This window comes from Falsiroseomonas sp. HW251 (genome assembly GCF_050563545.1).
In the GTDB taxonomy this organism is placed as follows: domain Bacteria; phylum Pseudomonadota; class Alphaproteobacteria; order Acetobacterales; family Acetobacteraceae; genus Falsiroseomonas.
In genome coordinates, this window is sequence record NZ_JBNXUM010000034.1 from 1 (window position 1) to 23,171 (window position 23,171).

Annotated in this window: 22 protein-coding genes; 16 read left to right on the plus strand and 6 right to left on the minus strand. The window is 70.3% G+C overall.

Annotated elements, in window-relative coordinates; genetic code table 11:
* The 4 genes from ACLF3M_RS29050 to ACLF3M_RS29065 form a co-directional block, all read right to left on the minus strand.
* A partial coding sequence (locus tag ACLF3M_RS29050; RefSeq protein WP_430660503.1) for a PAS domain S-box protein occupies positions 1 to 2,765 on the minus strand: 2,765 nt, incomplete at its 3' end.
* Positions 2,766 to 3,445: 680 nt separating this feature from the next.
* Positions 3,446 to 4,192 (minus strand): FadR/GntR family transcriptional regulator, encoded by a 747-nt coding sequence (locus ACLF3M_RS29055; protein ID WP_430660504.1) that lies wholly within the window; start codon positions 4,190 to 4,192, stop codon positions 3,446 to 3,448.
* A gap of 2 nt (positions 4,193 to 4,194) precedes the next feature.
* Positions 4,195 to 5,907 (minus strand): L-arabinonate dehydratase, encoded by a 1,713-nt coding sequence (gene araD, locus ACLF3M_RS29060; protein ID WP_430660505.1) that lies wholly within the window; start codon positions 5,905 to 5,907, stop codon positions 4,195 to 4,197.
* Positions 5,904 to 6,833, minus strand: a complete 930-nt coding sequence (locus ACLF3M_RS29065) for a dihydrodipicolinate synthase family protein (RefSeq protein WP_430660506.1) — start codon at positions 6,831 to 6,833, stop codon at positions 5,904 to 5,906. Before ACLF3M_RS29065 ends, araD begins: the two co-directional genes overlap by 4 nt.
* A gap of 136 nt (positions 6,834 to 6,969) precedes the next feature.
* Here ACLF3M_RS29065 and ACLF3M_RS29070 point away from each other — a divergent pair, with 136 nt between their 5' ends.
* The 10 genes from ACLF3M_RS29070 (at position 6,970) to ACLF3M_RS29115 (ending at position 16,587) form a co-directional block, all read left to right on the plus strand.
* The gene (locus tag ACLF3M_RS29070; protein WP_430660507.1) at positions 6,970 to 7,788 is read left to right on the plus strand and encodes an SDR family NAD(P)-dependent oxidoreductase; all 819 of its coding nucleotides are present in this window, start codon (positions 6,970 to 6,972) and stop codon (positions 7,786 to 7,788) included.
* A complete protein-coding gene (locus ACLF3M_RS29075; protein ID WP_430660508.1) occupies positions 7,785 to 8,702 on the plus strand; it encodes a carbohydrate ABC transporter permease in 918 nt (305 codons plus the stop codon). The genes ACLF3M_RS29070 and ACLF3M_RS29075 overlap by 4 nt, the downstream gene beginning before the upstream one ends.
* Entirely contained in the window at positions 8,699 to 9,538 is an 840-nt protein-coding gene (locus ACLF3M_RS29080; RefSeq protein ID WP_430660509.1) for a carbohydrate ABC transporter permease, read from the plus strand. The genes ACLF3M_RS29075 and ACLF3M_RS29080 overlap by 4 nt, the downstream gene beginning before the upstream one ends.
* A gap of 34 nt (positions 9,539 to 9,572) precedes the next feature.
* The gene (locus ACLF3M_RS29085) at positions 9,573 to 10,847 is read left to right on the plus strand and encodes an ABC transporter substrate-binding protein (protein WP_430660510.1); all 1,275 of its coding nucleotides are present in this window, start codon (positions 9,573 to 9,575) and stop codon (positions 10,845 to 10,847) included.
* A gap of 356 nt (positions 10,848 to 11,203) precedes the next feature.
* Positions 11,204 to 12,079: a branched-chain amino acid ABC transporter permease gene (locus tag ACLF3M_RS29090; protein WP_430660511.1), complete on the plus strand. Its 876-nt coding sequence runs from the start codon at positions 11,204 to 11,206 to the stop codon at positions 12,077 to 12,079.
* A gap of 12 nt (positions 12,080 to 12,091) precedes the next feature.
* The gene (locus ACLF3M_RS29095; protein WP_430660512.1) at positions 12,092 to 13,012 is read left to right on the plus strand and encodes a branched-chain amino acid ABC transporter permease; all 921 of its coding nucleotides are present in this window, start codon (positions 12,092 to 12,094) and stop codon (positions 13,010 to 13,012) included.
* 13 nt (positions 13,013 to 13,025) lie between these two features.
* Positions 13,026 to 14,234 carry an ABC transporter substrate-binding protein gene (locus ACLF3M_RS29100; RefSeq protein WP_430660513.1) on the plus strand — a complete coding sequence of 403 codons (1,209 nt, stop codon included), beginning with the start codon at positions 13,026 to 13,028 and terminating at the stop codon, positions 14,232 to 14,234.
* The gene (locus ACLF3M_RS29105; protein ID WP_430660514.1) at positions 14,234 to 15,010 is read left to right on the plus strand and encodes an ABC transporter ATP-binding protein; all 777 of its coding nucleotides are present in this window, start codon (positions 14,234 to 14,236) and stop codon (positions 15,008 to 15,010) included. Before ACLF3M_RS29100 ends, ACLF3M_RS29105 begins: the two co-directional genes overlap by 1 nt.
* A gap of 5 nt (positions 15,011 to 15,015) precedes the next feature.
* Positions 15,016 to 15,726 carry an ABC transporter ATP-binding protein gene (locus ACLF3M_RS29110; protein ID WP_430660515.1) on the plus strand — a complete coding sequence of 237 codons (711 nt, stop codon included), beginning with the start codon at positions 15,016 to 15,018 and terminating at the stop codon, positions 15,724 to 15,726.
* Positions 15,727 to 15,735: 9 nt separating this feature from the next.
* Positions 15,736 to 16,587, plus strand: a complete 852-nt coding sequence (locus tag ACLF3M_RS29115; RefSeq protein WP_430660516.1) for a pyrroline-5-carboxylate reductase family protein — start codon at positions 15,736 to 15,738, stop codon at positions 16,585 to 16,587.
* 8 nt (positions 16,588 to 16,595) lie between these two features.
* On the opposite strand, the gene ACLF3M_RS29120 is transcribed toward ACLF3M_RS29115, so the two are convergent.
* Positions 16,596 to 17,453, minus strand: a complete 858-nt coding sequence (locus ACLF3M_RS29120; protein ID WP_430660577.1) for an SDR family NAD(P)-dependent oxidoreductase — start codon at positions 17,451 to 17,453, stop codon at positions 16,596 to 16,598.
* 20 nt (positions 17,454 to 17,473) lie between these two features.
* On the opposite strand from ACLF3M_RS29120, the gene ACLF3M_RS29125 reads away from it, so the two are divergent.
* Complete coding sequence (locus tag ACLF3M_RS29125) at positions 17,474 to 18,295, plus strand: SDR family NAD(P)-dependent oxidoreductase (RefSeq protein WP_430660517.1); 822 nt, start codon at positions 17,474 to 17,476, stop codon at positions 18,293 to 18,295.
* Between the two features lie 484 nt (positions 18,296 to 18,779).
* On the opposite strand, the gene ACLF3M_RS29130 is transcribed toward ACLF3M_RS29125, so the two are convergent.
* Complete coding sequence (locus ACLF3M_RS29130) at positions 18,780 to 18,959, minus strand: hypothetical protein (protein ID WP_430660518.1); 180 nt, start codon at positions 18,957 to 18,959, stop codon at positions 18,780 to 18,782.
* A gap of 179 nt (positions 18,960 to 19,138) precedes the next feature.
* Here ACLF3M_RS29130 and copM point away from each other — a divergent pair, with 179 nt between their 5' ends.
* From copM to ACLF3M_RS29155, 5 genes are read left to right on the plus strand one after another with little or no spacing between them, the layout of a single operon-like run.
* Complete coding sequence (gene copM, locus ACLF3M_RS29135) at positions 19,139 to 19,522, plus strand: CopM family metallochaperone (protein ID WP_430660519.1); 384 nt, start codon at positions 19,139 to 19,141, stop codon at positions 19,520 to 19,522.
* A gap of 37 nt (positions 19,523 to 19,559) precedes the next feature.
* The gene (locus tag ACLF3M_RS29140) at positions 19,560 to 20,210 is read left to right on the plus strand and encodes a Spy/CpxP family protein refolding chaperone (RefSeq protein ID WP_430660520.1); all 651 of its coding nucleotides are present in this window, start codon (positions 19,560 to 19,562) and stop codon (positions 20,208 to 20,210) included.
* Position 20,211: 1 nt separating this feature from the next.
* The gene (locus tag ACLF3M_RS29145) at positions 20,212 to 20,463 is read left to right on the plus strand and encodes a DUF2933 domain-containing protein (protein ID WP_430660521.1); all 252 of its coding nucleotides are present in this window, start codon (positions 20,212 to 20,214) and stop codon (positions 20,461 to 20,463) included.
* Positions 20,464 to 20,469: 6 nt separating this feature from the next.
* Entirely contained in the window at positions 20,470 to 20,697 is a 228-nt protein-coding gene (locus tag ACLF3M_RS29150) for a DUF2933 domain-containing protein (protein ID WP_430660522.1), read from the plus strand.
* 35 nt (positions 20,698 to 20,732) lie between these two features.
* Complete coding sequence (locus ACLF3M_RS29155) at positions 20,733 to 23,108, plus strand: heavy metal translocating P-type ATPase (RefSeq protein WP_430660523.1); 2,376 nt, start codon at positions 20,733 to 20,735, stop codon at positions 23,106 to 23,108.
* Positions 23,109 to 23,171: the final 63 nt, after the last annotated feature.

The following is a 23,171-nucleotide window of genomic DNA, read 5'->3' on the forward strand; positions in this document are numbered from 1 at the left end:
TGGTCCACTGACCAGGTCACCCGCACGCGCCCCTCCGGCACCGACAGCGCGCCATACTTGACGGCGTTCGTCGCCAGCTCGTGGATCGCCATCGAGAGCGCCTGCACGGCATCGGGCGCGAGCGCGAGGTCGGGGCCCTCCACCGTCACCGTTCTACCGGACGACGCCGACAGCGCCTCGCCGGCGCCACCGGGCTGGAAGGTGGCCAGCTCGGCCTCGACCAGCTCGCGCAGCGCCACACTGTCCCACTTGCCGGCCGCGAGCATCGTGTGCGCGCGTGCGAGCGCCGCGACACGGCCCTCGACGGAGAGCGCATAGGCATCAGCGTCGTCCTTCCGGGTGAGGCGAAGCGCGGCCTGCACGACGGCCAGCGCGTTCTTCGCCCTGTGGTCCACTTCGCGCGCCAGCAGCGCCTGACGCTCCTCCGCCCGCCGCCGGTCGGTGATGTCCTGCACCGTGGCGATTGCTCTTGCGGGCCGCCCCGGTCCCGGCGGCAGCAGTGCCACAGACTCGATGACCCAGCGCACGCCGCCGTCCTTCCGTAGTAGCCGCTTCTCGACGCGGTAGGGCCGTCGCTCGGCCATTGCGGCGCGGAACCCCGCCTCGTCGCTGGCGCGGTCCTCGGGATGCGTCATGTCGAGGAAGGTCATCCCGCCGAGCAGCTCGACCTCGTTATAGCCCAGCATCTCGCAGAACGCCGCGTTGACCCGCAGGAAGCGCAGCGTGGAAGGGTCGGCCTGGGTCTTGCCGACGACGGAGTTCTCGAAAATGGCGCGGAACTCGGCCTCGTTCGCAGCGAGCTGCGCCTCGACCATCTTGCGCTCGGTGATATCCACGTTCACGCCGAACATGCGGCCGGGCCGACCATCCGGGGCTGAGAAGCGGCGGCCCCGGCCCGTAACCCAGCGCACCTCGCGCGTGCGGTCCGGCTTGCGCCGCCAGACCCGGAAGTCGTGGTCGAACTCGCCGGAGGCGAACGCGGCGTCACTCACTTCCTTCAGGCGCGGCAGATCATCCCGATAGACCACGTCATCAAGGAAGCGTCGGTGGTCCATCGGGCCGTCGCGCAGTCGATCCATCCCGAACAGCGCATACTGCTCGTCCGACCAGATGAGTTCCCCCGCCTCGGGATCCAGCTCCCAGGTGCCGATCTGTGCCCCCTGTTGGGCGATACGCAGGCGTGCCTCGCTCGCGGCCAACGCCTGCGCGGCCGCGCGTTCCTCCGTCACCTCACGCGCCACGACGTTGACAGCGACGATGCGGCCGGCGTCGTCCCGGATCGGGCTCCAGTCCTCCACCCAGGCCCGTCGAACACCAGGCTGCGCAGGCGTCTCTCCCTCGATTTCTACGCCCAGCACCGGCTCGGCCGTCTCGACCACGCGCCGGAGCAGGGCGTTCCCTGCCTCGACAATAGCGGGCACGACCTCGCCGATCGTCCGACCGGGATGGTCCTCAGCCGGGACGCCGTTCATCGCCGCCAACTCCGCATTAACGCGGATGTAACGGCCCTTCAGGTCGAGGACGCATAGGCCGACCGGCGCGGTCGCATAGACGGCGTCGAGCTGCGTCAGGGCGTTGCGGGCGACGGCCTCGCGATCGTGCAGTTCGGCGGTGCGCGCCTCGATGCGCTGCTCAAGGTTGGCGTTCACGGCGGCGAGGTCGCGCTGGCCTCGACGAACCCGGAGCGCGAGGCCGACCAACGCAAGCGTCGCCGGCACCGCGAAGGCGAGTTGCAGCGCGACGACGTCGCGCCAGCGCGCCACGATGGCCGAACGCGGACGGGCGACCGACACGAAGGCCGGCCAGCCATCCACCCGGCGCAGCGCCGCAAGGCGCTCAACACCGTCCAGGTCTGACCGCCCGACGAAGATGCCCCGCTCGGTGCCGTCGGCCACAGCGCGCGCCACAGGGTGTCGTAGCTTTGCAGCTGGGAGCGGCGCGGTCATGCTTGTCGAGCGCGCCAGCACTTCGCCATCGTCGCGCAGCAGGGCCAGCACGTCCGTGGAGCCCTCGCCGTCGCCCGGCAAGAGACGGCGCAGTCCGGCGCCCATCGCGTTGGCATCGGCCGAGACGACGACAACGCCATCGTAGTCGCCGGGCGGCAGGCCGTTGCCGCCGCGTTCGCGGCGCCGTGCAACCGAAAAGAAGGGCCGGTCGAGGACGCGTCCGACGAAGACCTTGCCGAGGTAGACCGGCGGGGCATCGGGGCCGCGCAGGGCCTGATTGTAGTCGCGGTCCATGAAGACCTCGGAGAGCGGCGGCGCGGGGAAGATCGCGCCGCTGACCAGCGTGCGGGCGTCCCGGTCATGCAGGAACACATGCTGCTCGTTGTCGTCGCGGGTCCGCTGCCCGATCGCGCGCAGAGCGGCGTGATACTCGCCCTCTCGCGCGCGGATATGCTCGTCCGAGAGGCCGGCGAGCAGCTCGTCCGCGCGATCGACCCGCAGCAGCAGGCCGTCCAGCACGCGCCGGGCATACTCAGCGCCGGCCTCGGCGGTTCGGGTGACCTCGGCCTCCGCCTCCCGCCAGGCCTGCCGCCAGGACAACCACGCGCTCGCGGCCATCAGCAGCAGCGGCAGCGCAATCGCGAAGGGGAGTAGGAGCGACACCGCGGATGGGGACCGACGCGCGGTTGTGGCAGGGACGGGTGCGCCGGCGAAACCGAGGAGACCGCCTCCTGCGTCCGGGCGACTCACGCCCCGTTGCTCCGTCGCCCTCGCGGCGAGGAGTGTCGGTTCGGGCTTTTTCTCGAAGATCTGGTTCAACCCGCGGCCTTCATTCGGGGGAGACGCGGTTGCGGTAGGCCGGCGATCCTCCACGAAGCGGATCGTCGCTGGAAGAGGTGACGCAATGGCGATCCGATACAATTTCGTGGGGCGTGTATCACAAGACCCCCCACCCCCGCTTTTGGATGCTGCCGGGGGGGCCGCCCGCCCGCCAGGCAACATGGCCGCTGCTTCGCGCAGCGGCTCGGTGGCGCCGCCCTCATGGAGGTCGGCTCGCGGCCCGGCTACGCTGCCCTCGATGACCTCCACGACGCCCATCCGCGTCAACCGCGCCCCCGTGCTGACCCTCTGGGCGGCTGTGGTCGCCGAGCAGCTCGGCCACCCGCCGGACACCGCCTTGAGCATGGCCAGCATCGTTGCCGGCACCGCGGCCCAGGCGAAGGCGCGCCGGCTAGGGATTGTGGAACAGCGCGAGAAGTCGCCGCGCGAGGCCGGCGAGCGCGTCCCCGTCGAGCAGGTGGTGCGGTTGCTCGGGAAGGACATCCGCCTGGTCGCCGACCCCGACGGCGTCATCCTGGCGGCCGGCAGCGACGGAAAGCCGGCCCCAGCGGCGCCGGTGAGGGCCTACATCGCGCGTGCGTTCAGCGACCGCCTGAAGGAGGCGCGGAAGGCGATGGAGAAGCTGGCGGTAGGGCGACGCGGCAGTCCGCGCCGAACCCTCAGGGCTCACCCATGGTTGCAGCCGCCCCTTCGCCGATGGCGTGGGGCCCGGCAACCTCCCGCAGCATCTGCGCCAAGTGCTCCGCTAGCGAGCGTCGTGCGGCAAGAGCATCACGACCGCGGAGATGGCCCAGCGTCCGCCAGTTCTTTGCGACCTGCGCCGCGCGCTGCTCCGGCTTCTCGTTCAGCGCCCGCAGCTTGCCCCAGCCGGCCCGTGCGCGCGCCTCGATGATGACCTCGAACAGATGCACGAGCAGCGGATTGCGCGTCGCACGGGCCATCTCAAGGTGGAAGGCATAGCCGGCTTCGCGGAACGCCTGTTGTGTCGCGGCGGCCTCCATCCGCGTGAGGCAGGCCGCCATGCGGGCGAAGTCGTCCTCCGTGGCGCGGGCGATCACCAGGTCCACGAAGCCGGGTTCGACGGCGAGCCTCGCTTCGAGAACGTCTTGCGGGCTCGCGAAGGGCGCCGCTGCGTCTGGTCGCGGCGGCGCGAGGTCGAGTGGGCGCGCCCGGCTGCCAGCCCGACCCAGCCGGCGCTCAATCAGCCCTTCACCGGCGAGCCTCGCCAGCGCCCGCCGGACAGCCCCGCGTGACGCGCCAAAGCGGGCCGCCAGATCTCGCTCCGACGCCAGCCGCCCGCCGGGTGCGACGTCACCGGCCTCCAGACCCGCACGGAGGGCCGCATAGACCTGCTCCGGCGTGGGCGCGGCCACGGCGATTTCGGGGGCGGCCTGGCGATTGCCCATGCTCAGTTGATCTCGGGCTCCGGGTTGCGCGGGCCGGCCAGCAGCACCTCGAGGTCGGCGCCGGCATCGGCCTGCAGGACCTGCTCGGCATAGAGACGGGCCCAGCCGCGCGCATGCTTCGGTTCGGGCGGCACCCAGGCGGCGCGGCGTCTCGCCAACTCGGCCTCGTCCACCAGCAGGTCGAGGCGCCTTGCCGCGGCGTCGAGCGACACGAGGTCGCCGTCGCGCACCAGGGCCAGGGGACCGCCGATCGCCGCTTCCGGTGCCGCATGCAGGACGACCGTGCCGAAATGCGTGCCGGACATCCGCGCATCCGAGATCCTCAGGATGTCGCGCAGGCCCTGCTTCAGCAGCTTTGCCGGCACCTGCATCATCCCCCATTCCGGCATGCCGGGCACGCCGCGCGGGCCGCAGTTGCGCAGGATCATCACGGTGGCCGGCGTCACCGGCAGGTCGTCGCGATCCACGCGCGACGCGAAGTCGGCCCAGCCCTCGAAGACCAGCGCCGGCCCGGTGTGGCGCAGCAGGTGCGGGCTCGCGGCGGACACCTTCAGCACCGCGCCATCCGGGCAGAGATTGCCGCGGACGACGACGAGGCCGCCGGATGCCTGCAAGGGATTTTCGCGCGGCCGGATGACCTCGTCATTCCAGACGCGGGCGCCGGCGATGGCCTGGCCGAGCGATCGGCCTTCGACCGTCCGGGCCGACAGGTCGAGCAGATCGTCGATGCGCGAGAGAAGGCCGCGCAGACCGCCCGCCTCGAAGAAATCCTCCATCAGGAAGCGCCCGGAGGGCCGCATGTCCGCCAGCACCGGCACCCGCCCCGAAGCGGCGTCGAAATCCTCGAGCGAGAGCGGAAGGCCGGCACGGCGCGCCATCGCGACCAGGTGGATCACCGCATTGGTCGAGCCGCCGAGCGCCATCAGCGTGACGATCGCGTTGGCAAAGCTCGCCGAACTCAGGATATCGGTCGGCTTTAGATCCTCGGCCACCATCGCGACGGCGCGCCGGCCGCTCTCCACCGCCATGTGCCGGTGGCGGCTGTCCGGCGCGGGGATCGACGACGCGCCGGACAGCGTCATGCCGAGCACCTCGGCCAGCGAGGTCATGGTGGAGGCGGTGCCCATCGTCATGCAGGTGCCGGGCGAGCGCGCGCCGGCTTCCTCCATTTCGTGGAACTCGGCGTCGGACAGCACGCCCGCCTTCCAGTCATTGAAGGCCTTCGCGGTGTCGGTGCCGCTGCCGAGCGCCTTGCCGCGCCAGCGTCCGGTCAGCATCGGCCCGGCCGGCACGTAGATCGCCGGCAGGTTCATCGAGATCGCGCCGAGCAGCAGCCCCGGCGTGGTCTTGTCGCAGCCGCCCAGCAGCACCGCGCCGTCGACGGGATGGCAGCGCAGCACCTCCTCCGTCTCGATGGCCAGCAGGTTGCGGTAGAGCATCGTCGTCGGCTTCATGAAGGGCTCGCCTAGCGACATGACCGGCACCTCCACCGGGAAGCCGCCGGCCTGCCATATGCCGCGCTTCACGTCCTCCGCGCGTTCGCGCAGGTGGATGTGGCACGGATTCAATTCGCTCCAGGTGGAGAGGACCGCGATCACCGGCTTGCCCTTCCAGTCACCTCGGGAAAAGCCGGCCTGGAGGATGCGCTGGCGATGCGTGTGGCCCATCCGCGTGGCGGCCTCGAACCAGCGGGCGGAGCGAAGCGGGCGGCTCATGCGGCGAGCCTCGTCGAGGTGGTCATCAGCGGTGCCAGGTCGTCCAGGATGGCGTCGAGCTCCGCGCGATCTTGCTGGTCGAGCTCCGGGTTGCCGTCGCGGTGCCGGGGGTGGGCGATCAGGCCGCGGCGGAGCAGCGCGCGTTTGGTCACCGGCGTGCGGAAGACGCCGCCCATGTTCAGCAGCGGCAGCACGCGGTTGAAGAGATCACGCGCCTGGCGCCGGTCGCCGGCGCGCCATGCGGCGTAGAGCGCGACATGGATCTCCGTCACCTCGCAGGCCGGCATCGAGCCCGCTGCGCCGCGGGCCAGTTCGTCCAGCACGAAGCGGCCGCCGGCGCCACCGAACACGCCGGCGAGGCCGGGAGCCGCGGCGAGCAAGGCGCTGATGCGCTGCCCGCAGGGAACGACCTCCTCCTTCACATAGGCGATGCGCGGCACCTGCCGAAGGATCTCGACGACGGTCTCCGCCGGGAGCGAGGAGCCGAGCGGTGGCGGCGCGTTCTGCAGGATGACCGGCAGCGCTACCCCGCCGAGCGCGGCGTCGAGGAACCGCGCCACGCCATCGGCCGCCGTGCCCGCGCTGCGCGGCGCCATGATCATCAGCGCGGCAGCGCCGAGGCCTGCCGCCTGGCGGGCGAGGGCGGCGGAGCGCTCCGGCGTCTCGGCGGAGATGCCGACGACCAGAGGAATGCGCCCATTCACCGCTTCCGCCACGACGGCCGTCAGGCTCTCCCGCTCGCCGTCGGCAAGGGTCGCGAATTCGCTGGCGATGGCGGGATAGACGCAGCCCTGCGCGCCGGCGCGCACGACGTAGTCGGCAACGCGGCGAAGGCTCGCCGTGTCGGGGCTGCCGTCGGCGTGGAAGGGGCTGGTGACAATCGGGAAGACCCCGTGCAGGCGCTCGTCCGCAGTCGAACCATTCACGACCATTTCCTCCTGCACGCGATGGAACACGCTCTTCGTTGACACCGAGCGTGACGCAGGCGTCAAATAGGGTCAAGCAACGCCGCCGATTGGTCCGTTTTGGTTGATCGGCATAGGACGGGAGGACAGGCCGGTCGTGGCAGCGTCCATCGCGCAGGAAAGGTCTGGCGGCGCCCTGCGCCTGCCCGACCCCGCCCGCACCTTCCGGCTGGACGGACGCCGTGCGCTGGTCACCGGCGCGTCGCGCGGGATCGGTCGAGCCATCGCGCTCGCGCTGGCCGGCGCGGGCGCGGATGTCGCCGTCCACTACCATGCCAACCGCGATGCCGCGTCGGCGGTGGCGGCGGCGATCGAGGCCGCCGGTTGTCGGGCGCCGATCCTGCAGGCCGACCTGTCGCGCCGTGGTTCGGCGGCTGCACTCGCGGAGGCGGCAATCGGCGCGCTCGGCGGCGTGGACATCCTCGTGCTGAACGCCGCGGAGCAGCGGCGCATGACACTGTCGCAGACCACGCCCGATCTTTTCGACCTCCAGCTCGACACCGGCTTCCGCAGCGGCTTCGAGCTGTGCGCCGCACTCGTGCCGGTCATGGCCCAGCGTGGATTCGGTCGCGTGATCGCCATCGGCAGCGTCCAGGCGCGGCGGCCGAATCCGCAGCTTCCGGTCTACGCCGCAATGAAGGCTGCGCTGTCCAACGTGATGCGGAACATCGGCAAGGAATGGGCGCCGCACGGGGTGACAGCGAACACGGTCTCTCCCGGGCTGATTGACACCGACCGGAACGCGGAGCTGCATGACGATGCCGCGGCCGACCGGGCGCTGCTCGATCGCATCCCGGCGCGGCGGGCCGGAACAGCGGAGGACGTCGCCCCGCTGGTGCTGCTGCTCGCCTCCGAGGCGGGCGCCTACATCACCGGCGCTGATCTCTATGTGGACGGGGGGCTGGGTCTGCCATGAGCGCCGCCGTGCACGACCTGTCGGTCCCGGCGCCGCCGCCGCGCAGGCCGCGGGCGGGCCGCCTGCTGCGTCCCTATCTGCTGATGGCGCCGGCGCTGCTACTGGTCGCCGCCGTGTCCTTCCTGCCGCTCGGCCAGGCGATCTGGCAAAGCCTCCATCGGTCGAACTACCTCGACATCGGCGAGTTCGTCGGGCTGCTCAACTACCAGCGCTTCCTGCTGTCCGAGTCCGGGATCCAGCGCGCCTGGAATTCTGTGGTGTTCGTGGCCGGCTCGCTGGCCGTGGCGATGCCGCTCGGCTTCGGACTTGCCGTGCTGTTGAACCTGCCGCTGCGTGCGCGCGGGCTGATCCGCACCGTGCTGATCCTGCCCTGGCTGGTGTCCAACACGGTCGCCGCCATCCTCTGGGCATGGATCCTCTCGGCGCAGTTCGGACCGGTCTCGCCCGTGGTGGCCGCGCTCGGCGCGACGATGCCGAACCCGATGACGAGCCAGGCGCTGGCGATGCCGGCCCTCATCCTCTGCAATGCCTGGGGCAGCTATCCCCTGGTGATGGTGTTCGTGCTCGCCGCCTTGCAGACCATCCCGACCGAGCTGCAGGAGGCCGCGAAGATCGACGGCGCCAGCGGATGGCAGCGCTTCCGGCACGTCGTCTTCCCGCTCGTGCGCAACACCACCCTGGTCACGCTGGTGCTGACGACGCTGCACACCTTCAACGGCGTCTCGATCGTGCTGATCATGACCGGCGGCGGCCCGGTCGGCGCCACCGACGTCATGGCCCTTCGCGTCTTCGAGGAAGGCTTCAAGTTCTACCGCATGGGGCTGGCGACCGCCGGGGCGGTGATCATCTTCGCGCTGAACATCGTCTTCACCATCGTCTACATGCGCGTGCTGCGCGGGGATGGGCACGCATGAGACGCACGCGCCTTCGGCCGGGCGCCGCCGTTGCCGCCTATGGCGCGGTGCTGCTGGCCTGCGCCTTCGCGCTGCTGCCGGTGCTTTGGGGCCTCTCCACGTCCTTGAAGACGACGCAGGAGGTGCATGCCTGGCCGCCGTCCTGGCTGCCCGTCGCGCCGACCTTCGACAACTGGCGCCTCGCCGTCTTCGACGCGCGCTTCATGCGCTATGTCGGGAACACGCTGCTGGTCGTGGCCGGCTCGCTGGTGCTCAGCCTAGGGCTGGCGCTGCTCGCGGCCTGGGCGACGGTGCGCTTCCGCTTTCGCGGGCGAGAGGGTCTGCTGCTGCTGATGTGGTCCACCATCATGGTCCCCGGGATCGCCGTGGTGGTGCCGCTCTATGCCGTCGCGGTCGAGGTCGGGATCTACGACACGCTGCTCGCGCCCGGGCTCGTCTTCTCCGCCTGGCTGGTGCCCACACTCGTCTGGCTGCTGCGCGGCTTCATCGCCGCCGTGCCGGCCGAACTGGAGGAGAGCGCCCAGATCGATGGCTGCACGCCGCTCGGCGCCTTCGCGCGGGTGACCGTGCCGCTGCTGTGGCCGGGGCTCGTCGCCGGATCAATCCTGGTCTTCGTCATGATCTGGAACGACTTTCTGATTGCCTATTCCCTGACGCTCTCGGACGAGAACCGTCTCGTCCAGGTCGGCATCTACGCCTTCATGACGGAGACGGGCGTCGAATACGGACCGCTCTGCGCCGCGGCGATTGCCTCCATCATCCCGATCGTCGCGCTCTACGCCGCGCTGCAGCGCTACTTCATCCAGGGACTGACCGGGGGCGCCGTGAAGGGCTGACCCATCTGAACAAGACAAGGGAGGAGAGACGGACATGACCAGGATCACGCGTCGCACCGCGCTCGGCGCGCTGCTCGCCGCACCGCTCGCCCGGCCGTCGCTCGCGCAGGGCACGACGATCGAGCTCTGGAGCTTCCTCGATCCCGCCGGCCGCGGTGTCCGGTCCGAGGAGATGGCCCACGTCATCCGCAGCTACGAAGCCGCGAATGCCGGCGTGCGCGTCCGCACCAACGTCATCCAGTGGACGGAGCTCGGTCCGCAGCTGCTGCGCGCCTCGCGTGCCGGCCAGGTGCCGGACGTGGTGATGCTCTATTCCCCCTATATGGCGCCGCAGGTCGCGGCCAATACGCTGCTGCCGCTCGATGACATGATGCGGGGCTGGAGCGCGGCGGATCGCGACGACCTCATCACCATGCCGATCGCGCGAGACCGCCAGGGGCGGCTCTATGGCCTGCCCTGGGAAATGCGGATCTTCGGGATGTTCTGGCGCACGGACCTGTTCGCACGCGCCGGCATCGCGGTGCCTGCGACATTGGACGATATGGTCGCCGCCGGGCGACGCCTGCAGGAGGGACCGATCCAGGGCCTCGGCGTCTCCTTCAACACCGCGACCTCGACCGCGGCGATCGAATGGTTCCTGCCGTCCGTCGTCGCGTTCGGCGGCATGATCCTCAGGGACGACGGTGCGGCCGCCTTCGCCAACCCGGCGACGGAGCGGATGCTCGGCTTCTGCCACGACCTCGTGCATCGCCACGGCATCCTGAAGCTCGATTCCGCGCTCATGCCGTCCGACGACCTGCAGAATGTCTGCATCGCCGGCAACATCGCGCAGTATTTCCAGGGTTCGCACCGCCTCTCGACCGTGCAGGAGAGGGCGCCGGCGGGTGCGCAGTTCTCGCTGGTGCCCTTCCCGGCGGTCGAGTCGGGGAAGCCCACGCCAGTCTCGCTGCAGGGCTGGCACCTGTCGATCCCGCGCCGTGCCCGCAATCCGCAGCCGGCCTTCAAGTTCATCGAGCACTGGACATCGGCGCCGATCCAGGCGCGCCAGGCCGGCGCCGCGGGCTATCTGCCGGTGCGGCGCAGCGTCGCGCGCGACCCGGCCTTCGCGACCGAGCAGAACCAGCGCTTCGGCCTGACGGCCATTCTGGAGCAGGCCGCCACCCGGCCGCTGAACTTCCACTGGCCAGAGAATTCCGATGCGCTGAACGACGCGCTCGGGCGCATGGTCCAGCAGGTCGTCAGCAACCGCATGTCGGTGCGCGATGCGATGGCCTGGGGCGAGCGGACCTACAACGAGCTGAGGCGCTGAAATACCTTCGCTACACGGCATCGTCGGGCCCGTCGTGCCTCTGCGCACCGCGACGGAGCGCGACGCGGTCATACCGATGCCTGAAAGTCCACCGGCGTCAGACCGTTGTGTCGATCAACGACGGGCTGTCCGAGCGAGCATTCCCGAACGGCGGCCCAGGATTTCTTTGCAAGTGCGTCGGATCCGAGGATAGGCTCACGGCAGCAGCCGTAGGCGATCGGCGTGCCAACGCAGGCGTCAGTGCGGCCGGGAGGAAGGAACAAGGGGCCATGCCGCATACGCGACGTGTGCCGGGCCACAATTGGTCTGCGGACGCGTGTTGCTTCTCGCACGCCAACAGCTAGGCGCGTAGCGCGTTGGATCTCCCGTTTCAGCTGCTGATCCAGGGCCTCGGCTCCGGCGCCCTTTATGCGGTCGTCGGGCTCTCCTTCGGCTTCATCTTCAACACCACGCGGGTGTTCCACTTCACGCACGGCGCGGTGATCACGCTCAGCGCCTATACGGTTCTCCTGGGCGTCAAGGAGCTGGGCCTGCCGCTCATGCCCGCCATGCTGCTCGCCGCCGTTGCCGCCGCCGTTCTCGGGACAGCCTGCGAGCTGCTGCTTTACCGCCCGCTGCGCCGGCGCGGCGCTCCCCCGCTGCTGTGGTTCCTTGCTTCCTTCGCCCTCCTGGTCATCTTGCAGAACCTTCTCCTGATCGCCTTCGGCGGCGTGCCTATGACGCTGTCGGCGGGAGCGATGAGAACCTTCCCGCTTGGCCCCATCAACCTATCGGAGCTGGTGATCATGAAAGTCCTGGCGGGCTTTCTCACGACCGGACTCGTAGCCTGGATCCTGGTCGGGACCCGGCTTGGCCGGGAGCTGCGCGCCATCGTCTCGAACCCGGAGATGGCGCGCATCGCAGGGATCGATCTCGACCGGCGCTTTCTTCACGCCTACGCCGTCGGATCGGTGCTGACCGTTCCCGTCGGGACCATCGCGCTGTTCGACCAGGGCGTCTCGCCTGACCTTGGCGAACAGCAACTCATCATCGCGACGGTTGCCGTCTTCGCGGGTGGGCTCGGCTCGTTCCTTGGTGGGGCGCTTGGCGGTCTCGTGCTCGGGCTCATCGGGGCCATCGCCGTCTACCTGACGAACGCGTCGTATCAGACGACGATCGCCCTCGCGGCCATGACCGCCTTCCTGCTCCTGCGCCCGAACGGGCTGCTGGGCGTCGGGTTACGGCGAGCCTGAGGGGAGGCGGGCATGGAAGGCTATGTCCTCTCCGTCCTCGCCATCGCCGGCATCTACGCCATGCTGGCCGTCAGCTACGATCTCGCCTTCGGTCATGCCGGCATGTTCTCCGTCGCGCATGGGGCGTTCTTCGGCATCGGCGCCTACGCCGGTGCGCTCGCGATGACGGGGCCAGGTCTTCCATTCCCGATCGCCCTCGTCATTGGCGCCGCAGCCGCCGGGCTCATCGCGGCGGCCATCGCGCTTCCGGCGAGCCGGCTCGAGGGCGACTACCTGATCGTGGGCTCGCTCGCCTTCGCCGTGATCTGCCACGAGCTCATGCTGAACCTGACGAGCGTCACCCGAGGGCCCATGGGCATCCCGGGCATTCCGCCGCCGTCCCTGTTCGGCATCGAGTTCGACACGCCCTGGCGCCAGCTAGTCGTGATCTACGCCGTGCTGGCGCTAATCCTGCTGATGTCCTGGAGGATTGCGTCTTCGCCTTACGGCCGCGTGCTGCGCGCCATGAAGGACGACCCCGTCGCCCTGGAAGCCGCGGGGAGGAGTGTGGTGCGGCGCAAGTTCGAGGTGCTGACCGTCAGCGCGGCGATGGCCGGTGCGGCCGGCGTCACCTATGCCAGCTACGTCGCCTTCATCGATCCTGAGAGCTTCGTTGCACGGACCTCCTTCGTGATCATCGTTGCTACGGTGCTTGGCGGCGCGGGGACGGTCTGGGGTCCTGCGATCGGCGCTTTTGTCATCTGGTGCGTGCCAGAAGCCCTGAGGTTCGCCGGCATCCCGCCCGACCTGCGCGGTCCGCTGAACGAGATCGCCTACGCGTCGCTGCTGATCCTCATCGTCCTGCTGCGCCCCGAGGGCATCGCAGGCCGGCGACGGCTGCGCACGCGGCCACCCGAAGCACGTGAACCAGCGCCAGGAATCCAACCGAACTGAGGAGGCAATCACCATGACCAGGATCGAAACGCGGCGTCGGCTCGGTCAGCTGACGCTCGGCTTGCCCCTGATCGCTGCCGGCCTTGCGCCAGCCGCCGGGCGTGCCCAGGCGCGCTATCCCGAGGTGTGGCGGATGGGTGCCGTGCTGAACCTGTCTGGTCCCACCGCGGCGCAGGGCGCCGATTTCCGCGCGGGCCTCGAATTCGCGGCGACCCAGTGGAACGCACGCGGCGGGCTCGGGGGGACGCGCGTCGAGATCATCTTCGAGGACAGCGCCGCCCAGCCCGCGCGCGCCGTGACCGCCGCCCAGAAGCTGATCCAGGTGGACCGGGTGAACGTCGTCGCCAATGTCTACTCCAGCCCGGTGCTGGCGGTCGTGCCGATCACGGATCGCGCGCGCGTGCTGCAGATCAGCGCCGGCGCCACCAGCCCGCGCCTGGTCGGCATCAGCCGCTACTTCATGACGAGCGTCGCGAACGCGGCCCTGGAAGCGGAGGTGGCGCTCGCCTTTGCGAAACAGGCCTTCAACGCCCAGCGCATCAGCATCTTCTACGGCAACGACGATTTCGGCAGCGGCATGCGCGATGCCGTCCGGCGTCTCTGGCCCGCCTCCGGCGGCACGGTCGTCGACGATGAGGGCGTCGACCCCGCGCGGGCGGATCGCTCCGCCGTGGCTGCCAAGCTGGCGGCGAGCCGGCCCGATGCGATCTATATCGCCCTCTCCGGCGTCTCGATCGGAGCCGCCGTGAAGCAGTTGCGAGAGGCCCGCTACACCGCGCCGCTGCTCAGCCACCAGGGCTTCGAGTCGCGCGACCTGTTCTCGGTCGCGGGCAGCGCGGCCGAGAACAGCTTCTGGACGTCGTCATCAAATCCCGAGGGTGGCCCGCAGGAGGCAACCTTCGTGGCCGCGTTCCGCCAGGCCTATAGCCGCGATCCCGCGATCTTCGTGCGGACCCATTATGACCTCGGCATGTCCCTGTTCGAGGCAATGTCGCGCATGCGCCAGCAGGGCCAGGAGTGGACCTCGGAGAACATCCGCGCCGCGTTGCTCGCCCTCGGCACATACCAGGGGGTGCTGGGCCCCTTCTCCTACCGGGAAGACGGAACGGCCCTGCGGGAGCTCGACATCCGCACCTACCGCGGGGGCGAGGCGACCGTTCATCTCTCGGCCGCCGAGATCCAGCGACGCGGTATCTTTGATTTCGGTGCGCGTCGCGCCTGATGATCGCGCCTCGTCCGGCCGAGGGCCCTGCGCTGCGTCTTGGCGGGCTGCGCAAGGCCTTCGGCTCGGCAGTCGTGTTGGACGATGTGTCGCTCGACGTTGCCCAGGGCTCGATCACCGGGCTGATCGGCCCGAACGGTGCCGGCAAGACCACGCTCTTTAACCTCGTCGCGGGCGTCGTCAGGCCCGATGCCGGTTCAATCGAACTCAACGGCGCGCCGCTTCGGGGCACGGCAGCGGCGCGTGCGGCCCGAGGCATCAGCCGCACCTTCCAGGAGATCCGCCTGTTTCCGACCCTGACGGCGCTGGAGAACGTCATGGTGGCGTGCCAGGACAACAGAGGGCAGCGTCTGGGAACGGCGGTCTTCCGCTGGGCCAGGACAGCGGCGGACCAGCGCGCCACGCAAGGGCGGGCCGAAGCGCTGCTCGACATGGTCGGGCTTGCCGACCTCGCCGACCGGCTGCCGACCGAACTCTCCTACGGTCAGCAGAAGCGCGTCGGCATCGCGCGGGCGCTTGCGACCGGCACCGGCCTGCTGCTGCTCGACGAACCTGCCGCCGGCCTCGATCCCGACGCGGTGCGCGACCTCGCCGCGCTGATACGCCGTCTCTCGCGCGAGGTCGGGACGATCCTCTTGATCGAGCACAACCTCGAACTGGTGCGGGAGATCTGCGACGTCGCGGTCTTCCTCGATGCCGGCCGCGTCGTCGTGGCGGGAGACCCTGCGGCGGTGCTCGACGACCCGCGCGTCTGGCGCGCGTTCATGGGCCTCTAAGCCGCATGCAGGAGCCGATCCTCGCCGCCTCCGGACTGCGCGCGCGCTACGGCAGCCTTCCCGTGCTGCGCGGCCTGGGCCTCTCCGTCGCGCCGGGCGAGGTGCGGCTGCTGATCGGCCGCAACGGAAGCGGGAAGTCGACGGCGTTGAAGGCAATTCTCGGGCTGATCGCCTTGGACGCCGGCTCCATCAGGCTCGGCAACGAGGAACTCGCAGGATTGCCGACGCGTGCGCGCCTGGCGCGCGGCGTCGCGCTGGTCCCGCAGGCCGGCAGCGGCGGGCGGGGCGTGTTCCCCCATCTGACCGTGCGGGAAAACCTGGAACTGATGGGCGCCGCCGCGGGCGGCCGGCCCGACCTCGGCATCGCCTGGCGCCTCTTCCCGATGCTAGAGGGTCTCTCGCGTCGCCGGGCAACAGCGCTCAGCGGCGGGCAGCAGCAGATGCTCGCCGTCGCGATGGCGATGATGCTGCGCCCGCGCGTGATGCTTCTCGACGAGCCCACCTGTGGCCTGGCGCGGGGTCCTGCCCTCCACCTCATGGCGGTGCTGAGGCGGCTGGCCAACGACGCCGGGCTCGCGGTGGTCCTCGTGGAGCAGAATGTCAGCCTGACGCTCGACTACGTCGACAGCGTCTCGGCGCTGCGGGCCGGCGCGGTCGTCGCCGAGGTCGGCCCCGAGACCCTGCGTGACCCATCCTGGTTCACCCGCGTGCTGTGAGGAACGGCTATGAGCAATCCCCGCCCGGCGACGGCCTTCATCGGCGTCGGCACGATGATGGAGGCGATGATCGACAAGGCAATCGCCGGTGGATGGCCGCGGGAGCGCCTGCTGGCGACGCATCGCCGCGCCGATCGCCGCGCCGAATTGTCCGCGCGACACGGGCTTGAGGTCGGGGAGGACAATCTCGCCGCGGTGGCAGCGGCCGAGATGGTGGTGCTCGGCGTGCGACCGCAGGAGATGGAGGAGCTCCTGCGGACGCTCGGCCCCGCCTTTCGTCCGGGCCAGGTCCTCGTTTCCATCGCGGCGGGCCTGACGGTGGAGTGGCTGGCCGAGCGGCTGCCCGACGGCATGGCAGTCATCCGCGTCACGCCGCCGCCGACTGCCTGGGTCTCTGCCGGCATCACGCTGCTGTCCTGCGGCGATGGTGTTGCACCGGGCTGGCGTAGCGCCATCGAGGCTCTCGTGCATGGCACCTGCGAGCGGGTGGAGTGGATCGACGACGCGCTCATGGAGCCGATCACCGGCGTCGCGCTCGCGCTGACGCCGTATACCTGCATGCTGCTACGGACGCTGATCGCGACCGGTGTAGAGCAGGGCTGCGACGAGGCCTTCCTGCGCCGCATGATGGTCGATGGTCTTGCCGCCACGGCCAAGCTGCTGAGCGAGGGCAAGCTGCAGCCCGAGCAGGTGATCGAGACGGTCGCAACGCGCGAAGGCCTGACCTGGAGCGCGCTGCACACCATGGAATCACGTGGCGTGCCGGCCGGGATCCGTGCCGGCGCGCGTGCCATGACCGGCCGCAGCTATGAGCTGCGCGGTGAGCGCGTGCCCGACGACTACATGGGCTTCCTCCGCTGACGTCCTACCTATCGGACCCAGGACGCGCCGTTCACGTCGATGGTCGCCCCGGTCATGTGGCGCACCCGCCCGGTTGCGAGGAACGCGACGAGTTCGCCGAGTTCGGCAGGCGGCACCCACTCCCCCATTGCCAGTGACGCCGTGACCTTCTCCTCGCCGCCTGAGATCGCGGCCGCGTCGAGGCTCATCTGCGTGCGCACGACGCCCGGGGCGACAATGTAGGAGAGGACGCCGGCCTTGGCGTAGTGACGCGCCACGGTGCGAGCGGCGGCCGTCACGGCGGCCTTGCTGGCGGCGTAGGCGATCGTCGCCTGGCTGCCCGATCCGCGCATCGCCGCCCAGGACGACATGGTGACCAGCACGCCGCCGCCGTTGTCCACGAAGTGGTTCACCGCGTGCTTCATCAGCCGCGTGGGAGACGCGACGTTGACGCGCCACTGCGTCTCCCACGCCTGCTCCCAGGCGCCGAGATCGTCCTCGATCCCCCCCGCGTTCACGAAGATGGCGGCGTTGAGCACGACGACATCGATGCGCGGCGACAGCGTGCGCGCCTGCTGCCAAAGCTCATCCATGCCCCGGGGCTCAAGCTGATCGGCGGTCAGCACGTGCCGGCGCTCAGCTGGGACATCGGCGAGGGCCGCCATCGCTCCCGCGGTGTCGGAGCGACAATGGGCAAGGACCGTTGCGCCAGCGGCGCCGACGGCCCGCGCGATCTCCGCCCCGATACCCTTCGAGGCTCCTGTCACGAGCACCGTCTTTCCCAAGAGCTGCACCCTGTCTCTCCCGTCATGCTTCGGCGGCTTCTGCGCCGCGTTTTCGCTTCGCCAAGCTGAGCGATGGTCGCAAGATGGAGGAGGCGTGACCATCGTGGTCAAGGGTCGGGAGCATGGTAGCCGCGATGCCTTCCTCCGGTTGGCGAGATGCGGCGCTCCAGGCGCCTGATCCGGGGAGCCACTTTCGTCTGGACGGCCGGCGTGCGCTGGTCACCGGTGCCTCCCGTGGCATCGGCCGGGCCATCGCACTGACCCTCGCCGGCGCGGGAGCGGATGTGGGCGTGCATTTCCACGCGAATCAGGCTGCCGCCCGTGAGGTCTCGGATGCGATCCAGGCCGCCGGCCGGCGAGCGCCGCTGCTGCAGGCCGACCTCTCCGAACCGTCCGCCGCGCGTGAACTGGCCCGGATGGCGGTGGCGGCGCTCGGTCGCGTGGACATCCTGGTCCTCAATGCCGCCGAGCATCGTCGCCACGACATGGCGGCTGGTCCGGACCGTGCCTTCGATGTCCAGGTCACCAGCGGCTTCCGCAGCGCCTTTGACCTGTGCGGGGCGCTCGTGCCGGCCATGGCCGAGCACGGCTTCGGTCGCGTGATCGCCATCGGCAGCGTTCAAGCACGACGGCCCCATCCCAAGCTCGCCGTCTATGCGGCAACGAAGGCGGCGCTGGCAAATCTCATGCGAAACCTGGGCAAGGAATGGGCCCGGCATGGCGTTACCGCCAACGTCATCGCGCCCGGCATCATCGACACCGACCGGAACGCGGCCCTGCGCAGCGACGTCGCGGAGTATGCCGCCGTGCTTGCCAGCATCCCGGTCGGGCGCGCTGGCCTGGTTGCAGAGGTGGCGCCGCTTGCCCTGTTGCTGGCGTCGCCGGCAGGCGCCTACATCACCGGCGCCAATCTCCCCGTCGACGGTGGTCAGGGATTGCCGTGATTTCGCGGCCCATTAGCAACCAACCCTGGACGGATCCTGCCCATCCGGCCTGTGTCAGACCAGGGCTGACACATCCGCGGCGGCGATGCGCCTAGCGGACGAGGCTGTCGGACGGCCTTCGGGACGCCCGGCTACAACGTGCAGCCGCAGGCGATGAGCCAAGTGCTCCTGTGCATCGCGCGCGACAACATCCCGGTGCGGGACGCAGTCGAGCCGCCGCGGCCGTGTCCTTCCCGGCGGGGACGACAAGTAGCCCTAGCACGCGGACTACATGGCCGTCGGCGTGGACCATGCCGGCGGCACCGTTCCCGGTGGACGCCGGCCTCCATCGCCGGGAACAAGCGCAAACCCGCAGATTGCCGCGCTTCTTCCCGCCGTTCCCGCCGTTCCCGGTGCTTGTGACCGTCGCGCGGACCGGCAAGTGGCCGCCCGCCTGACGTCGCAGCGCCTTGGGCTGCTTGGCGTCCTGCGACACGCGCAGGGCTCAGGTATCACGGACAACCGCCTCGCGGGAAATGGTCGAGCGCAGCCCGGCGCACCATTCCGCGCCGATCCCGCACGCCAAATCGGCGCGCGCGGCCTCACCGCCAACACCGCCTATCGGCTTGCGTACGCCGCAGTTCGCGCGCGTCGTGGCGCGCAACCACCGATACTGCAGCGACATGCGCGCCACGATCGAGTCGTGCGGCCCCTAGAGTCAGCTTGCGTTCGACCTTTCCCATTTGCGGCCGATTTTTTGGCCGGGCGCACTTGACCCTCCCATGGGGGGAACACCCAGCTCGGGGAAGGCGACCCATGCGTCCGACTACCAGCTCGCCGATCGTGTCGAGAAGGACCATCATCATGCGCCGCGTCACCTTCGCCGCTCTTGGCGCCTTCACCCTCGGCGTCGCAACCAGCCTCGCCGTCGCCCAGCATCCAGGCCACGGTGGCATGGCGATGCACGGCAGGACCGAACCAGGCGCCGAGACGCCGGCGAGCCGCGGCTACTTGGGCGCGATGGAGACGATGCAGCGCGCCATGCAGATGCCGATGACCGGCAACGCGGACGTGGACTTCGTCGCGATGATGATCCCCCACCACCAAAGCGCGATCGATATGGCCCGTGTCGTCCTGCAGCACGGCCGCGACCCCGAGGTGCGGGCGCTCGCCGAGGCAATCATCCGCGACCAGGAACGCGAAATCGCCCAGATGCAGGCCATCCTCCAACGGCTACCCGCGCGGTGAATGCGGCCGCCACGGCTACCGCAGCAGGAGAAGAACCATGAGAAAGGCCATCCAAATCGCGGCGATCGCGACGATGCTCGGGATGCCCGGCCTGGCCGCCGCCCAGGCGCCTGCGCCGGCCCAGGATGACGCTGATCACGGTGCCCACCATCCGGAGCAGGCGCCGACGGCCGCGCCAGCACCTGTGCCCGCACCTCCGACACCGAACGCGGGCGGGGCGGGCATGATGGGCGGGGACATGGCGCGCATGATGCAGATGATGATGCAGATGCAGGGCGGCATGGGGCCGGGCCAGCGCATGGCTGGAACGGGCGCCGGGCCCACTCGCATGGACTTCGCCCTGCACCCGTTCCGCCGCATCGAGGGCCAGCTCGCCTACTATCGGACGGAGATGCACATCACCGAGGCCCAGGCGTCGCAGTGGAACGTCTTCGCTGACGTCGTGCGCGCCCAGGCGGAGCGGCTCCGCCAGGCCGTCGTGCAGGCCATGCAGCCGGCAGCGCAGCCCGCCACGGCGCCGCAGCAGATCGAGCGCCGCATCGCGCTGCTGTCCGCCCAGCTCGACGCGATGCGGGCGGTGGCGGCCGCCGTGGGACCGCTCTACGCCGTCCTGTCGGAGGAACAGCGGCGAACCGCCGACGAGTTGATGGCCGAGCATTTCCGGTCGATGCGGATGGGGATGTTCTGAGATGGAACACGGGACGGACATGGACCGGCCGCGCCTGCCGTGGTGGCGGACGCCGGGCGGCGTCGCCGCGATCGGCTTCGCGCTGGTCGCGGAGTTTTACGTGCTGCGGGAGCATTGGGGGCACGCCCTGGGGCTGCTTCCCTACCTCGTCCTGCTGGCCTGCCCGCTGATGCACTTGCTTATGCCGCACCATCACCATGGGCACCGCGACGTTGCGGGAGGTGCTTCCCCCGACGTGTCGTCACGGAGCTGACGCGCCATGAAACGCCAGACGCTCTTCGCCCTGGTGAAGTGCTGCGCGGGCATCGCCTTCATCGCCGTCGCGCTCGCCTTCGCGGTCTCGCAACTCGACCTGACCGGGGGTCTGGCCGGCGCGCTGCCCTACGTCGTCATGCTCGCCTGCCCAGCGGTCCACCTGCTGGTCATCCACCGTCACCAGCACGCCGGCTGCAACCATGGCGCGGCCCCGAAGCACGACGCGCGCTGACCCAGGGCCACGCGCCCTACGCCGAGAGAGCTACCATGAACGATCATCACCACGCACACGGCCGCGATGACCACGCCCACCATCATGCGCACGTCGCGCCGGCCGAGGGCACGGTGACGGCGAAGGACCCCGTCTGCGGGATGACGGTGGACCCGGCGAAGACGGCCCACCACGCCGAGCACGCCGGCGCCACCTACCATTTCTGCTCCGGGGGCTGCCGAGCGAAGTTCGTCGCCGACCCCGCGAGATACCTCGACCCCAAGCCGCCCCGGACGGCCGAGGCCGTGCCCGCCGGCACGATCTGGACCTGCCCGATGCACCCGCAGATCAGGCAGGACCGGCCTGGCTCCTGCCCGATCTGCGGGATGGCGCTGGAACCCGAGACACCGAGCGCCGATGCGGGCCCCAACCCCGAGCTGGTGGACTTCACCCGCCGCTTCTGGATCGGCCTCGCGCTGACCGTCCCCGTCGTTCTGCTCGAGATGGTTGGCCATCTGACCGGGATGATGCACCTGGTCGGGGGCCCGCGCGTCGGCAACTGGATACAGCTCGCCCTTGCCACCCCCGTCGTCCTCTGGGCCGGCTGGCCCTTCTTCGAGCGGGGCTGGGCCAGCCTGCGGAACCGATCCCTGAACATGTTCACGCTGATCGCCCTCGGCACCGGCGTCGCCTGGGTGTTCAGCGTCGTCGCGACCCTCGCGCCGGGGATCTTCCCGGCGGCGTTCCGTGGCTCCGACGGCTCCGTCGCGGTCTATTTCGAGGCGGCCGCCGTCATCGTAGTGCTGGTGCTGCTCGGCCAGGTGCTGGAACTACGCGCCCGCGAGCGCACCGGCGGCGCGATCCGCGCGCTGCTCGACCTGGCGCCGCCCGACGCGCGGCGGATCGGCGCGGGCGGCACCGAGGAGATCGTGCCGCTGGCGCATGTCGCCGTCGGCGACCGGCTGCGCGTGAGGCCCGGCGACAAGGTGCCGCTGGACGGCGAAGTGCTGGACGGCGCCTCCAACGTGGACGAAAGCATGGTAACGGGCGAGCCCGTCCCTGTGCCGAAGGCGCCCGGCGCGCGCGTCGTTGGCGGGACGCTGAACGGCCAGGGCAGCTTCGTGATGCGCGCCGACCGCGTCGGGAAGGACACCGTGCTGGCGCAGATCGTGCGCATGGTGGCGGGCGCGCAGCGGTCGCGGGCTCCGATCCAGCGCCTTGCCGACCAGGTCTCGGGCTGGTTCGTGCCGCTGGTCATCGCCATCGCCGTCCTCGCCTTCGGGGCCTGGGCGATCTGGGGGCCGGAGCCGCGCCTGACCTTCGGGCTGATCGCGGCGGTGACGGTGCTGATCATCGCCTGCCCCTGCGCGCTGGGCCTGGCGACGCCGATGTCCATCATGGTGGGCGTCGGGCGCGGCGCGCAGGCCGGCGTGCTGATCAAGAACGCCGAGGCGTTGGAGCGCATGGAGCGCATCGACACCCTCGTCGTGGACAAGACCGGCACGCTGACCCAGGGGCGACCAGAGGTCGTGGCGCTGGTCCCGGCCGCCGGCATGTCGGAGGACGAGTTGCTGCGCCTGGCGGCCGGCCTGGAACGGCCTAGTCAGCACCCGCTGGCGGAAGCGGTGGTGCGGGCCGCGTCGGAGCGCGGCCTGTCTCTGCCCGCTGTGGAGGGTTTCGACGCACCCGCCGGGCGGGGCGTAACGGGCGTGGTCGAGAGAAGGCGCGTCGCCGTCGGGAACGCGCGCCTGATGGGCGACCTGCACGTCGCTATCACCACGATCGCCAGCGAGGCCGAGCGCCTGCGCTGCGAGGGGGCGACCGTCTTCTTCGTCGCGGTGGACGGCGCCGCGGCGGGGCTCGTCGCCGTGGCCGATCCCGTAAAGCCCACCACGCCGGCCGCCTTGGCCGCCCTTGCGCAGGAAGGCGTCCGGGTCGTGATGCTGACCGGCGACAACCGCACCACCGCCCAGGCGGTCGCGAAGCGCCTCGGGATCGTGGAGGTCGAGGCGGAGGTCCTGCCCGAGGACAAGCAGCGCATCGTCGAGAAGCTGAAGGCCGAGGGCCGCCGCGTCGCCATGGCGGGCGATGGGGTGAACGACGCGCCGGCGCTGGCCGCCGCCGAGGTCGGGATCGCGATGGGCACCGGGACGGACGTGGCGATCGCGAGCGCGGGCGTGACGCTGCTCGGCGGCGACCTGATGGGCATCGTGCGCGCCCGGCGGCTGTCGCAAGCCGTGATGCGCAACATCCGCCAGAACCTGTTCTTCGCCTTCGCCTACAACGCCGCGGGCATCCCAATCGCAGCCGGGGTCCTCTACCCATTCTTCGGCATCCTGCTCTCGCCGGTTATCGCGGCGGCGGCCATGGCGCTGTCCTCGGTCAGCGTCGTGGGGAACGCCTTGCGGCTGCGAGGCTTGCGGATCGATTGAGCGCCAAGTGATCCGCCGCGGCGCTGCTCATGGCAACGCCGCGACGCGCTGGCGCACCGCGGC

Bases quoted from the DNA above. Each gene is read 5' to 3' on its own strand.
- ACLF3M_RS29055 (WP_430660504.1), bottom strand. From the start codon at position 4,192: ATGGGCAATCGCCAGGCCGCCCCCGAAATCGCCGTGGCCGCGCCCACG.
- ACLF3M_RS29130 (WP_430660518.1), bottom strand. From the start codon at position 18,959: ATGTCGCTGCAGTATCGGTGGTTGCGCGCCACGACGCGCGCGAACTGC.
- ACLF3M_RS29125 (WP_430660517.1), top strand. From the start codon at position 17,474: ATGGTAGCCGCGATGCCTTCCTCCGGTTGGCGAGATGCGGCGCTCCAG.
- ACLF3M_RS29080 (WP_430660509.1), top strand. From the start codon at position 8,699: ATGAGACGCACGCGCCTTCGGCCGGGCGCCGCCGTTGCCGCCTATGGC.
- ACLF3M_RS29140 (WP_430660520.1), top strand. From the start codon at position 19,560: ATGAGAAAGGCCATCCAAATCGCGGCGATCGCGACGATGCTCGGGATG.
- araD (WP_430660505.1), bottom strand. From the start codon at position 5,907: ATGAGCCGCCCGCTTCGCTCCGCCCGCTGGTTCGAGGCCGCCACGCGG.
- ACLF3M_RS29155 (WP_430660523.1), top strand. From the start codon at position 20,733: ATGAACGATCATCACCACGCACACGGCCGCGATGACCACGCCCACCAT.
- ACLF3M_RS29085 (WP_430660510.1), top strand. From the start codon at position 9,573: ATGACCAGGATCACGCGTCGCACCGCGCTCGGCGCGCTGCTCGCCGCA.
- ACLF3M_RS29115 (WP_430660516.1), top strand. From the start codon at position 15,736: ATGAGCAATCCCCGCCCGGCGACGGCCTTCATCGGCGTCGGCACGATG.
- copM (WP_430660519.1), top strand. From the start codon at position 19,139: ATGCGCCGCGTCACCTTCGCCGCTCTTGGCGCCTTCACCCTCGGCGTC.
- ACLF3M_RS29105 (WP_430660514.1), top strand. From the start codon at position 14,234: ATGATCGCGCCTCGTCCGGCCGAGGGCCCTGCGCTGCGTCTTGGCGGG.
- ACLF3M_RS29110 (WP_430660515.1), top strand. From the start codon at position 15,016: ATGCAGGAGCCGATCCTCGCCGCCTCCGGACTGCGCGCGCGCTACGGC.
- ACLF3M_RS29095 (WP_430660512.1), top strand. From the start codon at position 12,092: ATGGAAGGCTATGTCCTCTCCGTCCTCGCCATCGCCGGCATCTACGCC.
- ACLF3M_RS29150 (WP_430660522.1), top strand. From the start codon at position 20,470: ATGAAACGCCAGACGCTCTTCGCCCTGGTGAAGTGCTGCGCGGGCATC.
- ACLF3M_RS29075 (WP_430660508.1), top strand. From the start codon at position 7,785: ATGAGCGCCGCCGTGCACGACCTGTCGGTCCCGGCGCCGCCGCCGCGC.
- ACLF3M_RS29120 (WP_430660577.1), bottom strand. From the start codon at position 17,453: ATGGTCACGCCTCCTCCATCTTGCGACCATCGCTCAGCTTGGCGAAGC.
- ACLF3M_RS29145 (WP_430660521.1), top strand. From the start codon at position 20,212: ATGGAACACGGGACGGACATGGACCGGCCGCGCCTGCCGTGGTGGCGG.
- ACLF3M_RS29100 (WP_430660513.1), top strand. From the start codon at position 13,026: ATGACCAGGATCGAAACGCGGCGTCGGCTCGGTCAGCTGACGCTCGGC.